This is a genomic window from Micromonospora sp. NBC_00421 (genome assembly GCF_036017915.1).
Lineage (GTDB): Bacteria > Actinomycetota > Actinomycetes > Mycobacteriales > Micromonosporaceae > Micromonospora.
The window spans coordinates 4,014,859-4,031,469 of sequence record NZ_CP107929.1 but is presented as its reverse complement, the minus strand read 5'-3'; the positions used below and the strand labels follow the sequence as shown (position 1 = coordinate 4,031,469).

Annotated in this window: 16 protein-coding genes; 7 read left to right on the top strand and 9 right to left on the bottom strand. The window is 71.8% G+C overall.

What is annotated here, in order from left to right:
- Positions 1-85 precede the first annotated feature (85 nt).
- The 4 genes from OHQ87_RS16640 to OHQ87_RS16625 are packed head-to-tail and all read right to left on the bottom strand — an operon-like array spanning position 86 to position 3,495.
- The gene (locus tag OHQ87_RS16640) at positions 86-1,060 is read right to left on the bottom strand and encodes an amino acid ABC transporter permease (protein ID WP_328338858.1); all 975 of its coding nucleotides are present in this window, start codon (positions 1,058-1,060) and stop codon (positions 86-88) included.
- Positions 1,057-1,764 (bottom strand): amino acid ABC transporter permease, encoded by a 708-nt coding sequence (locus tag OHQ87_RS16635; protein WP_328338856.1) that lies wholly within the window; start codon positions 1,762-1,764, stop codon positions 1,057-1,059. The genes OHQ87_RS16640 and OHQ87_RS16635 overlap by 4 nt, the downstream gene beginning before the upstream one ends.
- Positions 1,765-1,803: 39 nt before the next feature.
- Complete coding sequence (locus OHQ87_RS16630) at positions 1,804-2,682, bottom strand: glutamate ABC transporter substrate-binding protein (RefSeq protein ID WP_328338854.1); 879 nt, start codon at positions 2,680-2,682, stop codon at positions 1,804-1,806.
- Between the two features lie 57 nt (positions 2,683-2,739).
- Positions 2,740-3,495, bottom strand: coding sequence for an amino acid ABC transporter ATP-binding protein (locus tag OHQ87_RS16625; RefSeq protein ID WP_328338852.1), 756 nt, complete (start codon positions 3,493-3,495; stop codon positions 2,740-2,742).
- Between the two features lie 198 nt (positions 3,496-3,693).
- Here OHQ87_RS16625 and selD point away from each other — a divergent pair, with 198 nt between their 5' ends.
- Positions 3,694-4,683: a selenide, water dikinase SelD gene (gene selD / locus OHQ87_RS16620; protein ID WP_328338850.1), complete on the top strand. Its 990-nt coding sequence runs from the start codon at positions 3,694-3,696 to the stop codon at positions 4,681-4,683.
- Between the two features lie 301 nt (positions 4,684-4,984).
- Positions 4,985-5,464, top strand: a complete 480-nt coding sequence (locus OHQ87_RS16615; RefSeq protein WP_328338848.1) for a hypothetical protein — start codon at positions 4,985-4,987, stop codon at positions 5,462-5,464.
- A 105-nt stretch (positions 5,465-5,569) separates the two neighbouring features.
- Here the strand turns inward: OHQ87_RS16615 and OHQ87_RS16610 are convergent, their stop codons facing one another.
- Positions 5,570-5,797, bottom strand: a complete 228-nt coding sequence (locus tag OHQ87_RS16610) for a DUF2277 family protein (protein WP_328338846.1) — start codon at positions 5,795-5,797, stop codon at positions 5,570-5,572.
- Positions 5,798-5,876: 79 nt separating this feature from the next.
- Between OHQ87_RS16610 and miaB the strand changes: the two genes are divergently transcribed.
- Complete coding sequence (miaB, locus tag OHQ87_RS16605) at positions 5,877-7,391, top strand: tRNA (N6-isopentenyl adenosine(37)-C2)-methylthiotransferase MiaB (protein ID WP_328338844.1); 1,515 nt, start codon at positions 5,877-5,879, stop codon at positions 7,389-7,391.
- A 101-nt stretch (positions 7,392-7,492) separates the two neighbouring features.
- Here the strand turns inward: miaB and OHQ87_RS16600 are convergent, their stop codons facing one another.
- The 3 genes from OHQ87_RS16600 to OHQ87_RS16590 all read right to left on the bottom strand — a co-directional run bounded on the left by OHQ87_RS16600 (position 7,493) and on the right by OHQ87_RS16590 (position 11,393).
- Positions 7,493-7,867, bottom strand: a complete 375-nt coding sequence (locus OHQ87_RS16600) for a pectate lyase family protein (protein ID WP_328348882.1) — start codon at positions 7,865-7,867, stop codon at positions 7,493-7,495.
- Between the two features lie 162 nt (positions 7,868-8,029).
- Positions 8,030-9,691, bottom strand: coding sequence for a cellulase family glycosylhydrolase (locus OHQ87_RS16595; protein WP_328338842.1), 1,662 nt, complete (start codon positions 9,689-9,691; stop codon positions 8,030-8,032).
- Positions 9,692-10,184: 493 nt separating this feature from the next.
- The gene (locus tag OHQ87_RS16590; RefSeq protein WP_328338840.1) at positions 10,185-11,393 is read right to left on the bottom strand and encodes a DUF349 domain-containing protein; all 1,209 of its coding nucleotides are present in this window, start codon (positions 11,391-11,393) and stop codon (positions 10,185-10,187) included.
- Between the two features lie 253 nt (positions 11,394-11,646).
- Here OHQ87_RS16590 and OHQ87_RS16585 point away from each other — a divergent pair, with 253 nt between their 5' ends.
- From OHQ87_RS16585 to dapF, 4 genes are all read left to right on the top strand, one after another.
- Positions 11,647-12,096, top strand: coding sequence for a hypothetical protein (locus OHQ87_RS16585; protein WP_328338838.1), 450 nt, complete (start codon positions 11,647-11,649; stop codon positions 12,094-12,096).
- Positions 12,097-12,198: 102 nt separating this feature from the next.
- Entirely contained in the window at positions 12,199-13,080 is an 882-nt protein-coding gene (locus tag OHQ87_RS16580) for a hypothetical protein (protein WP_442930837.1), read from the top strand.
- The gene (miaA, locus tag OHQ87_RS16575) at positions 13,050-13,988 is read left to right on the top strand and encodes a tRNA (adenosine(37)-N6)-dimethylallyltransferase MiaA (protein ID WP_442930836.1); all 939 of its coding nucleotides are present in this window, start codon (positions 13,050-13,052) and stop codon (positions 13,986-13,988) included. The genes OHQ87_RS16580 and miaA overlap by 31 nt, the downstream gene beginning before the upstream one ends.
- A gap of 7 nt (positions 13,989-13,995) precedes the next feature.
- Positions 13,996-14,829: a diaminopimelate epimerase gene (dapF, locus tag OHQ87_RS16570; RefSeq protein ID WP_328338832.1), complete on the top strand. Its 834-nt coding sequence runs from the start codon at positions 13,996-13,998 to the stop codon at positions 14,827-14,829.
- Positions 14,830-15,098: 269 nt separating this feature from the next.
- Here dapF and OHQ87_RS16565 read toward each other — a convergent pair whose 3' ends face one another.
- A complete protein-coding gene (locus OHQ87_RS16565) occupies positions 15,099-16,571 on the bottom strand; it encodes an NAD-dependent malic enzyme (RefSeq protein WP_328338830.1) in 1,473 nt (490 codons plus the stop codon).
- Between the last annotated feature and the right edge of the window lie 40 nt (positions 16,572-16,611).

Sequence of the window (16,611 nt, the reverse complement as noted above, 5' to 3'; positions counted from 1 at the left end):
GTGCGACACGACAGCGACCGCCGGACGACACGGCGAGGGCCGGCCCGGAACTCCGGACCGGCCCTCGTGCTGTGCAGGCTGCGGGTCAGCTACCGGCTCCGCCTCCGCCTCCGGCCTGGGAGACGAGCGCGGTGGCCGGAGCTTGCGGGGCCGGGGTGCCGGCCGACTTGCGGCCCCGGGAGAGTCGGCGCTGGACGTACTGGGCCAGCTTCGACAGCGAGTAGTTGACCAGGATGAAGATGGCGGCGATCACCACGTAGACCTGGATCGGGTTGTCCAGTACGCCGATGATCTGCTTGCCGATGTTGAGTGTTTCCTCGTAGCTGATGATGAAGCCCAGCGAGGTGTCCTTGAGCACCACGACGAGCTGGCTGATCAGCGCCGGCAGCATGATCCGGAACGCCTGGGGGAGCAGGATCATCCGGGTGGTCTGCGCGGGGGAGAGGCCGATCGCGGCGGCGGCCTCGGCCTGCCCGCCGGGTAGCCCCTCCATACCGGAGCGGAGGATCTCGGCGATGACCACGGAGTTGTAGACGGTCAGGCCGATGACCAAATACCACAGCGTGTCGAAGGAGATGCCGAACTCGGGGAAGCCCCGGGCCACGAAGAAGATGGTGAGCACCACCGGCAGGCCCCGGAACACCTCGACGCAGACCCGGGTGACCGCCGAGAGCACGGCGCTGAGCCCGCGCAGCAGGTAGGCCAGCGGGGTGGCCAGCCCGGTGAAGCGCCGCCGGGTCAGGCTCTTGAGCTGGATCCGCAGCACTCCGAGCAGGGTGCCGACCACCAGCGAGGCGACGATGGCCAGCGCGGCGGCGGTCAGGGTGTTCTTGAGGCCGAGGCCGATCCGGTCCCACACCTGGGAGAAGTTCTCGTTGGAGGGGTCGACAAGCGGACCCCACAGCTCCATCGAGAACTGGCCCTTGTCGTCCAGCGGGCGGTAGATCAGGAAGTACGCCCCGACGGCCAGCAGCACGGTGGCGACGATGCTGCTGATCAGGGTGATCCGCCGTTGGCGGGGGCCGGGTACGTCGTACAGGACGCTGGTCTGCTGACTCATCGAGCCACCGCCTGTCGCTTCTCCAGCCGGTCGAGCAGGGCGCCGAGCGGCACGGTCATGATCAGGTAGCCGATCGAGATGCCGATGGCGACCGGGATGAAGGCGTAGCCCTCGGCGGAGGTGAGCTGGTCGGCACTCTGGGAGAGGTCGCCGACCACGCCGAAGAAGCCGATCAGCGCCGAGTTCTTGATCATCGCGATGATCACCGACCCGAGCGGCACCACCGAGGCCTTCCAGGACTGCGGCAGCACCACGTGCCGCAGGTTCTGACCGAAGGTCAGGCCGAGCGAGCGGGCCGCCTCGGCCTGACCGGCGGGCACCGCGTTCACCCCGGAACGCAGTGCCTCGCAGACGAAGGCGGCGGTGTAGAGCACCAGGGCGATCAGTGCGAAGCGGAAGTACGGCAGGTCGGTGCCGAGCCGGGTGAAGAGCGAGTCCAGCACGGGGATCCGCAGGAAGTCGGCGTTGGAGCCGAGCGCCGGCAGACCGAAGGCGGCGAAGAACATCACCACGGTCAGCGGCATGTTCCGGAAGATGTTCACGTAGGCGGTGCCGACGGCGCGCAGCGGTGGCACCGGCGAGATGCGTAGCACCGCCATGACGGCGCCCAGGATCAGGGCGCCGATCGCGGCGAGTACGCAGATCTGGAGGGTGAGCCAGAAACCACCCGCGAAGACGTCGAACTTGTCGATGAGCACACTCACGGGCCGGTGTTCCTCCCCACCCTCCAGATCGAGGTCAGATCAGTAACGGTTGACGGTGGGCGCGCTGCCCAGCTCCGCGCCGAACTTGCCGGCGGTGTCGTCCCACGCCTTCTTCCAGCTGCCGTCGTTGAACGCCTTCTCCAGCGTGTCGTTGATGAACGTGCGGAAGTCGTTGTCCTCCTTCTTCACCCCGATGCCGTACGGCTCCTTGGTGAAGTTCTCGCCGGCCAGCTTGAACGACGCCTCGTCCTTGGCGATGTAACCGAGCAGGATCACGTTGTCCGTGGTGACGGCGTCGACCTGGCCGCCCTTGAGGGCGTCGCGGCACTTGTCGTAGGTGTCGAAGAGCACCAGCTGGGTGCCGACGTCCTTGACGTGCTTCTTGATCTCCTCGGCCGGCGTGGAGCCGGTCACCGAGCAGACCTTCTTGGTGCCGTCCTTGAAGGAGTCCGGGCCGGTGATGGTGCTGTCGTCCTTCTTGACCAGGATGTTCTGGCCGGCCTCGTAGTACGGGCCCGCGAAGGCGATCCGCTCCTTGCGCTTGTCGTTGATCGTGTAGGTCGCCGCGACCAGGTCGACGGTGCCGTTGACGATGACGTCCTCACGGACCTTCGACGGCGTCTCGACGTACTCGATCTTGTCCTCGGGGATGCCCAGCTCCTTGACGATGAGCTTGGCGACCTCGACGTCGAAGCCCTCCGGCTTGCCCGACAGGCCCTTCTGGCCGAAGCCGGGCTGGTCGAACTTGGTGCCGATCTTGATCTTCTGCGCCTTGTTGAGCTTCTCCATGGTGCTGCCGGCGGCGAAGGACTTGCTGCCGGAACCGGTGCCCTCGTCGGCGTCGTCGCCACCGCAGGCGGCCAGACCGAGCGCCAGAGTAGCCGCCGCGGCGACTGCCGCCACGCGCTTCATACGCATACTGATCTCCTTCTTCGTCGGAACCCACCGGGGGCCGGCGCGCTCCACTACGGACGCCTAGTGCGTGAGGATCTTGGAGAGGAAGTCCCGGGCCCGCTCGCTGCGCGGGTTGGCGAAGAACTCCGTCGGCGGGGCGTCCTCGACGAGCTGCCCGTCGGCCATGAAGATGACCCGGTTGGCGGCGTGCCGGGCGAAGCCCATCTCGTGGGTCACCACCACCATCGTCATGCCCTCGCCGGCCAGCGAGGTCATCACGTCCAGCACCTCGCCGACCATCTCCGGGTCGAGCGCGCTGGTCGGCTCGTCGAAGAGCATCGCCTTGGGCTGCATGGCCAGCGCGCGGGCGATCGCGGCCCGCTGCTGCTGGCCGCCGGAGAGCTGGGCCGGGAACTTGTCGGCCTGGTTGGCGATGCCGACCCGGTCGAGCAGGGCCAGGCCGCGCTCGCGGGCGGCGGCCGGCTTCTCCTTGCGGACCTTGATCGGCCCGAGGGTGACGTTCTCCAGGATGGTCTTGTGGGCGAAGAGGTTGAACGACTGGAAGACCATGCCGACCTCGCTGCGCAGCTTCGCCAGCGCCCGACCCTCGGCCGGCAGCGGCTGCCCGTCGAAGGTGATCGTCCCGTCGTTGATCGGCTCCAGCCGGTTGATCGCCCGGCAGAGCGTCGACTTGCCGGAGCCGGACGGCCCGATCACCACGACGACCTCACCCTTGCCGACGGAGAGTGACACGTCGTGCAGCACGTGCAGTGGGCCGAACCACTTGTTGACCCCGTCCAGCACGATCAGCGGTTCGCCGGTCGTCACGTCGTCCACCGTCCCTGTCGTCGTACCGGAAAGCGGGGTCGGTCGACCCCCGTGTTGGGCCACTGTAGGCGGGGCGACGTGGCGGATCGCAACTCAACGGGTCACGGAGAGGTAACACCGGTGTCGGGTGTGCGCCGACGTCCGAATTCCGTCGCCTGTCGGGTCCGTCGGGTGGCGGGCCGGTGGGGTGGCGGAGATCATGGGGGGATGACCGACCGGGTCCGCCTGACCGAGTACGCGCGTGGTGGCGGCTGCGCCTGCAAGATCCCACCGGGGGAGTTGGAGACCATGGTCGCCGGTCTCGGCCCGGCCACCGGCACCGCCGAGCTGCTGGTCGGCCTGGACCACGGCGACGACGCCGCTGTGGTCCGGCTGGACGAACGGACCGGCCTGGTCACCACCGCCGACTTCTTCACCCCGGTCGTCGACGACGCCTACGACTGGGGGCGGATCGCCGCCGCCAACGCCCTGTCGGACGTGTACGCCATGGGCGGCACCCCGCTTGTCGCGCTGAACCTGCTCTGCTGGCCCCGGGACACGCTGCCGCTGGAGCTGGCCCGGGAGGTGCTGCGCGGCGGTCAGGACGTGGCCCGCGAGGCCGGCTGCCACCTGGCCGGCGGGCACAGCGTCGACGACGACGGCCCGAAGTACGGCCTCGCCGTGACCGGGCTGGTCCGCCCCGAGGAGCTGATCACCCTGGACGCAGGCCGGGCCGGGCTGCCGCTGTCGCTGACCAAGCCGCTCGGCGTCGGGGTGCTGAACACCCGGCACAAGGCCACCGGTGTGGTCTCCGCCGAGGCGGTGGTGTCGATGACCACGCTCAACCGGGACGCCGCCCGCGCCGCCGTCGCGGCCGGCATCCGCTGCGGCACCGACGTGACAGGTTTCGGGCTGCTCGGGCACGCCTCGAAGCTGGCCCGGGCGAGCGGGCTGACGGTGGCGATCGACGCCGCCCGGGTGCCCTACCTGCCCGGTGCCCGGGAGGCGGTACGGGACGGGCACGTCAGCGGCGGCACCCGCCGCAACCTGGACTGGGTGCGCCCGTGGACCGGGTTCGGGTCGACAGGTGAGGCCGACCGGCTGCTGCTCGCCGACGCGCAGACCTCCGGCGGGCTGCTGGTCGCCGGCGAGGTGCCCGGCGGCACGGTGATCGGCGAGTTGCTGCCCCGGGGTGAGTCGATGGTCGTCGTCCGCTGACAGCCGGGGGTCGCGGCGGCGGTCGTGCGTCGATCGCCGTGCGCCGTCGTGGTGTGCGCCGAGCGCCGTGCTGCGGTCGCCGCGCCGGGTGGGCTGGGCCGTCGTGCCGGCTGTCTCGCCCGGGGCACCGTACCCGATAAACTGTCATCTTCCTGCCACTCCCAGCAATGGCAAGCTAGGAAATTTTGCCCGGAATGGTCACAGACCGGTAACTTGCCCCCGGTTGCGGTCATATGCCCCCCACCATCGTCAGTAAGGCCCGATCCGGAGGCCGGTGGGACTAACGCAGCGAGGAGGCGGCATGACCGAGCTGTGGAACTGGAGAATCGACCGGGCCGCACCCGTGGAGGTGTACCCGGCCCTGGCCGAGGCGCTCGGTCGGGTGGTGATGCCCCTGGCAGTGGCCGATCCGGCCCGGCTGCCCCGATACGCGGTGATCTGCGACGTCTGGGAGACCCCGGGGGAGTTCGGCACCATCGTCGACTGTTACGGCGTACCCGAGTCGCTGCCCGAGTTGCGCACGATCGCCGCGCTGGCCCGGCTGCTCGACCGGGACTGCCTGCTGACCGACGACACCCTCGACGCCGGCCGGCACCTGCTGGTCGCGCCGGGCGGCACGATCCGCCCGGTGCACTTCGAGGTCACCGAGACCGACGACGGCGAGGTGCTGTCCGCCCGCCGGCTCTGCACGCTGGCCCACCCGGCCTGCCGGGGCTGGTCGCGCTGCTGCCGTTCGCGCTGGGCGCCCGACTCGGTCAACCCCGCCCTGGCAGCCGCCTGACCCGCGCCGCCCACCCGGCCCGGCCATCCGCGCCGCCCACCCGGCTCCGTCACCGGGCCGGACGGCCCCGGCCGGGTTCGCCGTCCGGTTCCGCCGCGCGGTGGTTCAGGGGGTGGGGGTGGGGCGGGCGCCCCGGACCTGCAACTGGTCCAGCAGGGTCGCGGTGGCGGCGGTCACCGCCTGCACCGCCGCCTCGAACGCCGCGGCGTTGTGTGCGGCCGGGGCCCGGAAACCGGACACCTTCCGGACGTACTGCAACGCCGCCGCCTCGATGTCGGCCGGCGTGACCGTCGGGACGTACGGCTCACGCAGGGTCTTGATGCTCCGGCACATGGTTCCTCCATAAGGTTGTTGATCGTCTGGGTCTTCCCGGTCGGCCCGGGTCGGTCGGCCCGGATACGCTGTGCACGTCATGACTACCGCAGCGGCGGGCAGCCCGCGCACCTACCAGGTGCGCACCTACGGCTGCCAGATGAACGTGCACGACTCCGAGCGCATCTCCGGCCTGCTGGAACAGGCAGGTTACGTGCGGCTCGCCGAGGCCGACGCCAACCCGGACGTGGTGGTGTTCAACACCTGCGCCGTCCGGGAGAACGCCGACAACCGGCTCTACGGCAACCTCGGTCACCTGCGTCCCGTGAAGGACAGACACCCGGGGATGCAGATCGCCGTCGGCGGCTGCCTGGCCCAGAAGGACCGCGGCGACATCGTCCGCAAGGCCCCCTGGGTGGACGTGGTGTTCGGCACCCACAACATCGGCTCGCTGCCGGTGCTGTTGGAACGGGCCCGGCACAACACCGCCGCCGAGGTGGAGATCCTCGAATCCCTCGACGTCTTCCCGTCCACCCTGCCCACCCGGCGCGAGTCGACGTACGCCGGTTGGGTGTCGATCTCGGTGGGCTGCAACAACACCTGCACGTTCTGCATCGTGCCCTCGCTGCGCGGAAAGGAGAAGGACCGCCGCCCCGGCGACGTCCTCGCCGAGGTGCGGGCGCTGGTCGCCGAGGGCGTGCTGGAGGTGACCCTGCTCGGGCAGAACGTCAACTCCTACGGCGTCGAGTTCGGCGACCGGTACGCCTTCGGCAAGCTGCTGCGCGCCTGCGGCGACATCGACGGGCTGGAGCGGGTCCGGTTCACCAGTCCGCACCCGAAGGACTTCACCGACGACGTGATCGCCGCGATGGCCGAGACCCCGAACGTCTGCCACTCGCTGCACATGCCGTTGCAGTCCGGCTCCGACGACGTGCTGAAGGCGATGCGCCGGTCGTACCGGTCCGAGCGCTACCTGGGCATCATCGACAAGGTCCGGGCGGCGATGCCGGACGCGGCGATCACCACCGACATCATCGTCGGTTTCCCCGGCGAGACCGAGGCCGACTTCCAGCAGACGCTGGACGTGGTGCGTGCGGCCCGCTTCTCCTCGGCGTTCACCTTCCAGTACTCCAAGCGCCCCGGCACCCCGGCCGCCACGATGCCCGACCAACTGCCCAAGCAGGTGGTGCAGGAGCGCTACGAGCGGCTGATCGCCACGGTCGAGGAGATCACCTGGGCGGAGAACAAGCGCCTGGTCGGCGAGACCGTCGAGGTGCTGGTCGCCGTCGGCGAGGGCCGCAAGGACGAGCGCACCGGCAGGCTCTCCGGCCGGGCCCGCGACGGCCGCCTGGTGCACTTCGCCACCGGCGCGAACAGCCAGCCCGGCCAGCCCGGCGCGATCAGGCCGGGGGACATCGTGCACACCACCATCACGTACGCCGCCCCGCACCACCTCAACGCCGACGGCGCCCCGCTGGCCCACCGCCGGACCCGGGCCGGTGACGCCGCCGAGGCGGGCCGCGCCCCGCGTACCCCCGGGGTGTCGCTCGGGTTGCCCACTGTGGGTGTGCCGGCCGCGCAGCCCGCGCCGACGACCGGCTGCGCCGCGCACTGACCCCTCGGGCCGGCGGCGGCCGGCCCGGTGGAAGGCCGGCTCGGTGGAAGGCCGGCTCGGGTCGGGGCCCGCCGCGACGGCGGACCCCGACCGGTGCGCGGTCAGACCGAGATGCGGCCCGCGCCGGCGCCCGCCGTCACGATGGACTTCACGCTGCTCGCGGTGTCCAGGGTGTACGGGTACGGGATGCCGGCGACGCTGCCGCCGGTCTGCCCGGCCGGCGAGTTGACGAAGTGGTTGTTGCGGGCCACCAGGCTGCCCGGCCCGGAGTCGGCCTCACCGAGGTGGTATGTGTCCCTGACGTTCTCGAAGTAGTTGCCCGCGACGAGCACGCCGGCGCTCATGGTGGAGGCCACCCCGTAGCCGGCGTTGTTGTAGTAGTAGTTGTTGTAGACGTGCACCGGGTTGCCGAAACGGACCCGGGGGTTGCGCTGCTTGCTGCCGTCGTACCAGTTGTGGTGGTAGGTCACCCGCATCGGCACGGCTGATCCGGCGAGCGGGTCGGCATGGGTGATCCGGCGAGCGGGTCGGCATGGGTGATCCGGCGAGCGGGTCGGCATGGGTGATCCGGCGAGCGGGTCGCCGGCCGACGGAACGTCGACCGGCGACCCGGTTGCGGAACTACCAGCGGTTTCGGCTCAGCAGGCGGTGCCCTTGAGCTTCACCGAGGCCGGGGCGGCGGCCGTACCGTTGGCGGTGAAGCCCACGGTGACCGACGCGCCCGCCGCCAGGGACGGTGCGTAGCTCGGCCCGGCGGCGGTCACCGTCGTGCCGGACTGGGTGACTGCGGCGTTCCAGCCGCTGACCAGGGTGACCCCGGCCGGCCAGGCCCAGGTCACCGACCACGGGTTGACCGCCGACGAGCTGGTGTTCTTGACGGTCAGCTCGCCCTGGAAGCCGCCCTGCCACGCACTGACCTGCTTGTAGGTCGCGGTGCACCCACCGGCCGGCGGCGGCGTCGTGGTCGGCGGGGGCGTCGTGGTCGGCGGCGGCGGGGTGGTGGTCGGCGGCGGCGTCGGACCGGTGGTGGTCGGCGTCGGCGTCGGGGTGCCGGTCGGGTCGGTCCCGCCACCCACCGGCGCGATCAGGTACGGCTGGAGGATCGCCTGCTTGGCGGTGTTGATGTTGGTCCAGTCGTCAAGCGCGATGCCCCCGGTGTCCCCCGAGTTCGGGTTCCACGACCAGTAGGTGAAGGACATCCCGTTGACCCCGGTGCCGGTGTAGGCCATCAACTTCTCCAGCCACACCTTGTCCCGGGGGTCGGCCAGGGTGCTGCCGAACTCGCCCATCATGATCGGGGCGATGTTCTGCTTGTAGAGGTAACCCCAGTAGCGGTCCCAGACCGCCGGCAGGTTCGCCGGGAAGTCGGCGGCCTTGAACCACTCCTGCTCGTAGACGCTCGTGGCGTACTCGTGCGGCGAGTAGACCAGCCGATTCGCCACGTTCAGCCGGACCGGGAACTGCCCGGCCTTGGACAGGTTGCCGCCCCACCAGCCGCAGTCCTCGTCGTTGCTGGTGTCGTTGTCCCAGACGTTCGACAGGCCGCCGCTGGGGCAGCTCACCCCCTCCACGAAGATCAGCCAGTTCGGCTGCACCCCGAGGATGGCGTTGCCGGCCCGCTCGGCGGCCAGCCGCCAGTCCCGGGCGGTGTCGCCGCAGCCCCAGCACGCACCGGTGGCGGCCGGGTTGGTGCCCTCGGCGTGCGGCTCGTTGTGCAGGTCCGCGCCGATCACCGTGGTGTTGCCGGCGTACCGCTGGGCCAGCATCTTCCAGTCGTTGAGCCAGGTCGCCTCGGAGACCGTCGGGGTGTACCAGAGCGGCGACTGCCCGGCCGACGTCGGCCGGTGTCGGTCCAGGATGACCCGCATGCCCTTGCTGCCGGCATAGTTGATCACCTTGTCGAGAATCTGCAACGGGGAGAGCCCGACCAGGTCCGGGTTGACGAAATCGTTGATCCCGCTGGCCGTCGCGCCCGGCTTCACCGAGTCGTTCGAGTACGGGACGCGCAGCGTGTTGTAGCCCAGGCTGGCCATCTTGTCGAGCTGCCCGCGCCATGGGTTGTTCGACCACAGACCGTGGAACGTCCGGTTGTCGGTCTCCATGCCGAACCAGTTGATGCCGGTCAGCCGTACCGTCGTGCCGGTGCTGTCGACGATCTTGTTGCCGTTGGTGTGCAGGTATCCGGTGCCGGTGCCGGCGGCGGACGCCGGGGCGGTGCCGACGGTGGCGGCGACGAGCACGCCGGTCGCTGCGGTGGCGAGCGCGGTGAGCGCGGCGCCGAGAATGCGGGGTCGGTACATACGGGCTCCACTTCGGATGCCCGACGTCGCCACGGCGACGCAGGGCGGAAAACCAGGGGAACGCCGGCCGCCGCCGCCCGTCCCGCCTTGCTGGGGGTACGCGGACAGTGCGCGGCATGCCGGGTCACGTGGACGCGGCCACTCGCTGCGTGTGCCCCGGCGACTCCCGACGACGATGTCCGTCGTCGGTGCCCTGGCGCCGGTGGGATCGACCTGGCTCTGCCGCCCATTCTGATCAGCCGACCTCGATGCGTCAACCGCTCCCCTCCCCACCTGCTCCCCGCCCCGCCCCGCCCCACCCCGCCCGCCTGATGCGTCACGTCGTGCCACCGCCGCGCCGTGCCGTCAGTCCGCGCGCAGTTTCCTGGTTGTAGTGGCATCACAGCGTCGGAATGCCACTACAACCAGGATCGAGCACGATCTTGTCGGGGTGGGATGTGGGGAAGCCCCCGCTCCCGAGGTGGGGAGCGAGGGCTTCCGAGGTGCGTGGAGGTCAGCCGGCCTGTTCGGCGAGCTGGAGGAACTGCCGCTTGGAGGCGAGCGCCTGCTCGGCCTCCTTGACCCGACGGGCGTCCCCGGCGGCCTGGGCCCGGGAGAGTCGCTCCTCGGCCTCGGCGACCTGCGTCCGCATCTGCGCGAGCAGCGGGTTGTCCTCCTTCGTGGTACGCCGCCAGGCCGAGTCCATCACCTCGCGTACCTTGTCGTCGATCGCCCGCAGTCGCCGCTCCAGGCTGGCGGCGGCCTCGCGGGGCACCCGGCCGGCCTCGTGCCACTGGGCCTGGATGTCGCGCAGCCTGGCCTGGGCGCCCTTCGGGTCGCCGTCGACGTCCAACGCCTCGGCCTCGACCAGCAGCGCCTGCTTGCGCTCCAGGTTGGCCCGCTGCTCGTTGTCCCGGGCCGAGAAGACCTCACTGCGCCGGGTGAAGAAGGCGTCCTGGGCGGCACGGAACCGCTCCCAGAGCTTCTGCTCCGACTCCTTGGCGGCGCGTGGGGCGGCCTTCCACTGGTTCATCAGCTCCTTGAGCTGGTTGGCGGTCGCCACCCAGTCGGTGGAGTCGGAGAGCTTCTCGGCCTCGGCGACCAGCTCCTCCTTGACCGTGTGCGCCTGCTTGCGCTGCTGGTCGAGGGAGGCGAAGTGCGCGCCCCGACGCCGGGTGAAGCCGTCCCGGGCGGCGGCGAACCGCTTCCACAGCTCACCGTCGGCCTTCTTGTCGACCCCACGGATGGTCTTCCACTCGTCGAGGATCTCCTTGAGCCGGTCGCCGGCGGTCTTCCAGCCGGTCGACTCGGCGGCCAGCGTCTCGGCCTCCTCGACCAGGGCGGTCTTACGGGCGAGCGCTTCACCCCGGGCCGCCTCCCGGGCGGCGCGGGCCTCACCGGCCTTCTCCTCGGCGACGACGGCGAGTTTGTCCAGCCGGGCGGCGAGGGCGTCGATGTCCCCGACGACGTGCGCCTCGGCCAGCGAGGCACGGATCCGTCGGACCGTGCTCAGCGAGCCACCCGCGTCGGCGGCGCCCGAGTTGAGTCGCGCCTCGGTCAGGTCCACCTCGGTGACCAGGTCGGCGAACCGGCGGGCGAAGTGGGCCAACCCCTCCTCGGGGGCGCCTGCCTGCCAGGAGCCGACCACCCGCTCACCCTCGCTGGTCTTCACGTACACGGTGCCGTCCGCGTCCACCCGTCCGAAGGCAGTCCAGTCGCTCATGTGCACATCCTCGTTCTCCCGGCGTCGACGGGAAACCCCCCGCGATCGCCGCCACGGCGCAGCCAACTTGCTCCCGGCATTGTCACAGGTCCGCCCCCGTCCGCGTCGAGCGCCTGTCTCTGACCGTGACCATACGGTGTCCTAGCACCCACACACAGGCTCCCTGGGGGGAGTGTCGCAATCAGCCGTACGCTGTACCGTACGGCGTACAGGATGCTTCCGCCCGGACGACGGGCGGGCGAGGAGGAGCAGGATGACCCAGTCCCACACCCGGATGACGCCCCCGGCCGACCCCGGGTTCGTGCCCGACACCGCCGATCTCGCCGAGCTGGACCAGTGGTTCCGCCACTACGACGCGCTGGCCGAGGCGGGCGACGTGGCCGGCACCGCCGAGCTGGCGATGTTCCCGCTCAACACGGTCACCGACGACGCGGCCGGCGAGGGTTCCGCCCGTCAGCTCGACCGGGCGGCCTACCTGGAGATGATGGGCGGCGTGCTCGGCGGCGGTGGCGATCTGCGGATGGAGAGCCGTCGCACGCCGTACTTCCTCACCCGCAGCCTGGCCGTGGTGCTCACCGAGGCCGAGTTCACCCTCGACGGCGAACGGCAGCGGGTGCGCTACGCCGACCTGCTGGTCCGCACCGGCGGGCAGTGGCGGTTCCAGACCATGGTCCAGGGAGGTTGGGGCGGCCAACCCGGCTGACCACCGACGGTGCCGACGAACCGGCCGGTGCGGGCGGGCCGGGCGGTGCCGACGAACCGGCCGGGGCAGGCGGGCCGGGCGGTGCCGGGCCGCTACCGTTGCCTGGTGCCCCTGCTCGCCGCGGCCGTCTGCCCGCATCCGCCGTTGATCGTGCCCGAGCTGGCCGGTGCCGCCGCGCCTGAGCTGGCGGAGCTGCGCGCCGCCTGTGCCGCCGCCGTCACCGACCTCTACGCCACCGGCGCGCGCACCGTCGTGCTGGTCGGCTCCGGCGGGCGCACCACCGAGCCGGGACTGCCCTGCCAGGGCAGCTTCACCCCCTGGGGCCTGCGCCTGTCGGTGCGCCTCGACACCTGGTCACCGGCCGCACAGGAGCGGGTCGAGGCACCAGCCGGGGAAGCGCGGGCCGAATCTTCGAGCGGGGAAGAGCGGGTCGAGTCGCCGGCCGCGCAGGAGCGGTTCGATGCGCCGGACGGAGACGGGCCGGTCGGGTCGTCGGGCGGTGTCGACGGTGACCGCCGGCTGCCGTTGAGTCTCCTGGTCGGGGCCTGGCTGGTCGACCGGGTCGCGCCGCCGACACGTACCGCCTGGCGGATGGTGAGCGTCGCACCGGACGAGCCGGCCGACCGGTGTGCCGCCGTCGGCGCCGGGCTCGGGGTGGACGGGCCGTGGGCCCTGCTGGTGCTCGGGGACGGGTCGGCCTGCCACGGCCCGAAGTCGCCCGGCTACGACGATCCGCGCGCCGGGGCGTACGACGAGGGGGTGGCTCGGGCCCTGGCCGACGCGGACGCCGACGCGCTGCTCGCCCTGGACCCGGCGGTGTCGGCGCAGCTGCGGGTCGCCGGCCGACCGGCCTGGCAGGTGCTGGCCGGCGCGGTCCACGCGGCCGGCGGCGACTGGCGCGGCGACCTGCGTCACCACTCGGCACCCTACGGCGTGGGCTACCTGGTGGCCTCCTGGGTGCGGACGGGCGGGGCGGCGCGGTGAGCGGCCCGGTCGTCGCCGTGGTCGGGCCGACCGCGGCGGGCAAGTCGGCGCTGAGCATCGCCCTGGCGCACGCCCTCGGCGGTGAGGTGGTCAACGCCGACTCGATGCAGCTCTACCGGGGCATGGACATCGGCACGGCCAAGCTCACCCCGGCCGAGCGGGATGGCGTGCCCCACCACCTGCTGGACATCTGGCCGGTCACCGAGCCGGCCAGCGTCGCCGAATACCAGCGGCTGGCGCGCGCGGCGGTCGACGACATCCTGGCCCGGGGGCGGGTGCCGCTCCTGGTCGGAGGTTCCGGCCTGTACGTGCGGGCGGTGCTCGAGCAGTTCGAGTTCCCCGGCACCGACCCGGCGGTACGCGGACGGTTGGAGGCGGAGCTGGCGCACCTCGGTCCGGCCCCGCTGTACGCCCGGCTGGCCGGGGCCGACCCGGTGGCGGCGGCCGGCATCCTGCCCGGCAACGGGCGACGGATCGTCCGGGCCCTGGAGGTGATCGAGCTGACCGGGGCGCCGTTCACCGCCTCCCTACCCGACCCGACCCCCTACTACCCGGCGGTGCAGCTCGGCGTCGACCTGGACACCGCGCTGCTGGACGAGCGGGTCGCCCGGCGGGTCGACCGGATGTGGGCCGACGGGCTGGTCCCCGAGGTCCGCGCGCTGTGCGGGCACGGCCTGGCCGACGGGCGGACGGCCAGCCGGGCGCTCGGCTACCAGCAGGTGCTGCGCTTCCTGGCCGGGGAGACCGACGAGGCGCAGGCGCATGACGAGACGATCCGGGCCACCCGGCGGTTCGTCCGGCGGCAACGCTCCTGGTTCCGCCGTGACAAGCGGATCCACTGGCTGGATCCGACGTCGCCGACGTTTGTCGACACTGCGCTGCGGGTGGTCGGCGAGCATCGGCGATGATGGGGGCGTGGAGTTCACCAAGGGCCATGGCACCGGCAACGACTTCGTCATCCTGCCCGACCCGGACGGCGCCCTCGACCTGACCCCCGGCCTGGTCGCCGGGATCTGTGACAGGCGGCGCGGCCTCGGCGGCGACGGCGTGCTCCGGGTGGTACGCGCGGCCAAGCACCCGGACGGGGTCGCCCTCGCCGACACGGCCGAGTGGTTCATGGACTACTGGAACTCCGACGGCTCGTCCGCCGAGATGTGCGGCAACGGGGCCCGGGTCTTCGTCCGCTACCTGCTGGCCACCGGGCTGGCCACGCCGGCTGACGGGATCCTGCCGGTGGCCACCCGCGCCGGCCTGGTGCGGGCCCGGGTCGACGGCGACACCATCGCCGTCGAGATGCGCCGCCCCCGGGTGTACGACGCGTCGCGCGCCGTCCTGGGCGGGCTCACCCTGCCCGGCGCGGCGGTGGACGTCGGCAACCCGCACCTGGTCTGCGCCCTGCCGACCGGTATCGACCTGGCCGACCTGGACCTCACCCGCGCGCCCGAGTTCGACCCCCGGGTCTTCCCGCACGGGGTGAACGTCGAGTTCACCGCCCCGGGCGACCCGGTGGACGGCGCCGACGGCCACGTGCTGATGCGGGTCTACGAGCGCGGCTCGGCCGAGACCCTCTCCTGCGGCACCGGAGCCTGCGCGGTCGCCGCCGTGGCCCTGCGCGACGCCGCCCGGGACACCGGCACGGTCACCGTCGACGTCCCCGGTGGCCGCCTCACGGTCACCGTCACGCCCGACTCCTGCTGGCTCTCCGGCCCCGCCGTCCTGCTCGCCACCGGCACCCTCTCCCTCCCCTGACCACCCCGCCCCCGCTTCCCCCCACCCCCCACCCCCCACCCCCCCCCCCCGCCCCCACCCTGCCCCGCCCCCACCCCCCGTCCCGCCCCCGGTGATCAAGAGACTCGGGTCAGAAAAGCCGCTCGGGATGACCCAAACCTCTTGATCACCCGGCCCCGACGGGGGTGCTGTGTGGTGATCAAGAGGTTTGGGGTGGGGATGGCGGGTGGGTTGACGTAAACCTCTTGATCGCTGGAGGCGGGGGCGGGGAGGGGGGAGGGGGTTAGGGGTTAGGGGGTGGCGCTGGCGGTGGCGGCGATCTCGGGGAGGTCGGCCGGCCCCGGGTCGGCGGCCGGGGGTGGCGTGACGGCGGGGTTCTGGGCGGCGGCGCGGACGGCGGCGGCGACCGCCGGGGCGACCCGGGAGTCGAAGACGCTTGGCACGATGACCGTTGGGTTGATCTTGTCTTCGCCGACCACGTCGGCGATGGCACGGGCCGCCGCGATCGCCATCTCCTCGGTGAACTCCTCGGCGTGCGCGTCGAGCATGCCCCGGAACACGCCGGGGAAGGCGAGCACGTTGTTGATCTGGTTCGGCTGGTCCGAGCGGCCGGTGGCGACGATCGCCGCGTGCTTGCGGGCCTCCCGGGGGTCGACCTCCGGGTCGGGGTTCGCCAGCGCGAAGACGATCGCGTCCTTGGCCATGGTGGCGACGTCGTCGCCGGTGAGCAGGTTGGGGGCGCTCACCCCGATGAAGACGTCCGCGTCCCGGACCGCCCCCGCCAGGTCGCCGGAGTAGTTGTCCCGGTTGGTGTTCTCAGCCAGCCACTGCCAGGCCGGGTTCAGGTCGGGTAGCCCACGGTGCAGGGCGCCCTGCCGGTCGTACGCGATGATGTCGCCGACGCCCTGGCGCAGCAGCAGTTTCATGATCGCGGTCCCGGCCGCGCCGGCCCCGGAGACGACCACCCGCACGTCCGCGAGCTGCTTGCCCACCACGCGCAGCGCGTTGGTCAGCGCGGCCAGCACGCAGATCGCGGTGCCGTGCTGGTCGTCGTGGAAGACCGGGATGTCCAGGAGCTCCCGCAGCCGGGCCTCGATCTCGAAGCAGCGCGGCGCGGCGATGTCCTCCAGGTTGATCCCGCCGTACGCCGGGGCGATCGCCTTGACGATCGCCACGATCTCGTCGGTGTCCTGGGTGTCCAGCACCACCGGCCAGGCGTCCACCCCGCCGAAGCGCTTGAACAGCGCCGCCTTGCCCTCCATCACCGGCAGCGACGCCGCCGGGCCGAGGTTGCCCAGGCCGAGCACCGCCGAGCCGTCGCTGACCACGGCGACCGTGTTGCGCTTGATGGTCAGCCGCCGGGCGTCCGCCGGATTCTCCGCGATCGCCATGCAGACCCGGGCCACCCCGGGGGTGTACGCCCGGGACAGCTCGTCACGGGTCCGCAGCCCCACCTTCGAGTGCACCTCGATCTTGCCGCCGAGGTGCAGCAGGAACGTCCGGTCGGAGACCTTGCGCACGTCCACCCCGTCGAGCGCGGTGAGCGCCTCGACGACCTGGTCGGCGTGGCCGGCGTCGGCGGTGTCGCAGGTGAGGTCGACGATCACGTGGGTCGGGTCGGAGTCGACCACGTCCAGCGCGGTGACGATCGCACCGGCCTCGCCGACCGACGTGGTCAGCCGGCCGATCGAGGAGGCGTCCGCGGGGACCGCGATCCGGATCGTGATCGAGAATCCGGCACTCGGCAGTCTGGTGATGGCCACGGAAATACCTCCGTCGTCGCTGGCGGCTCGTCGCCATTTC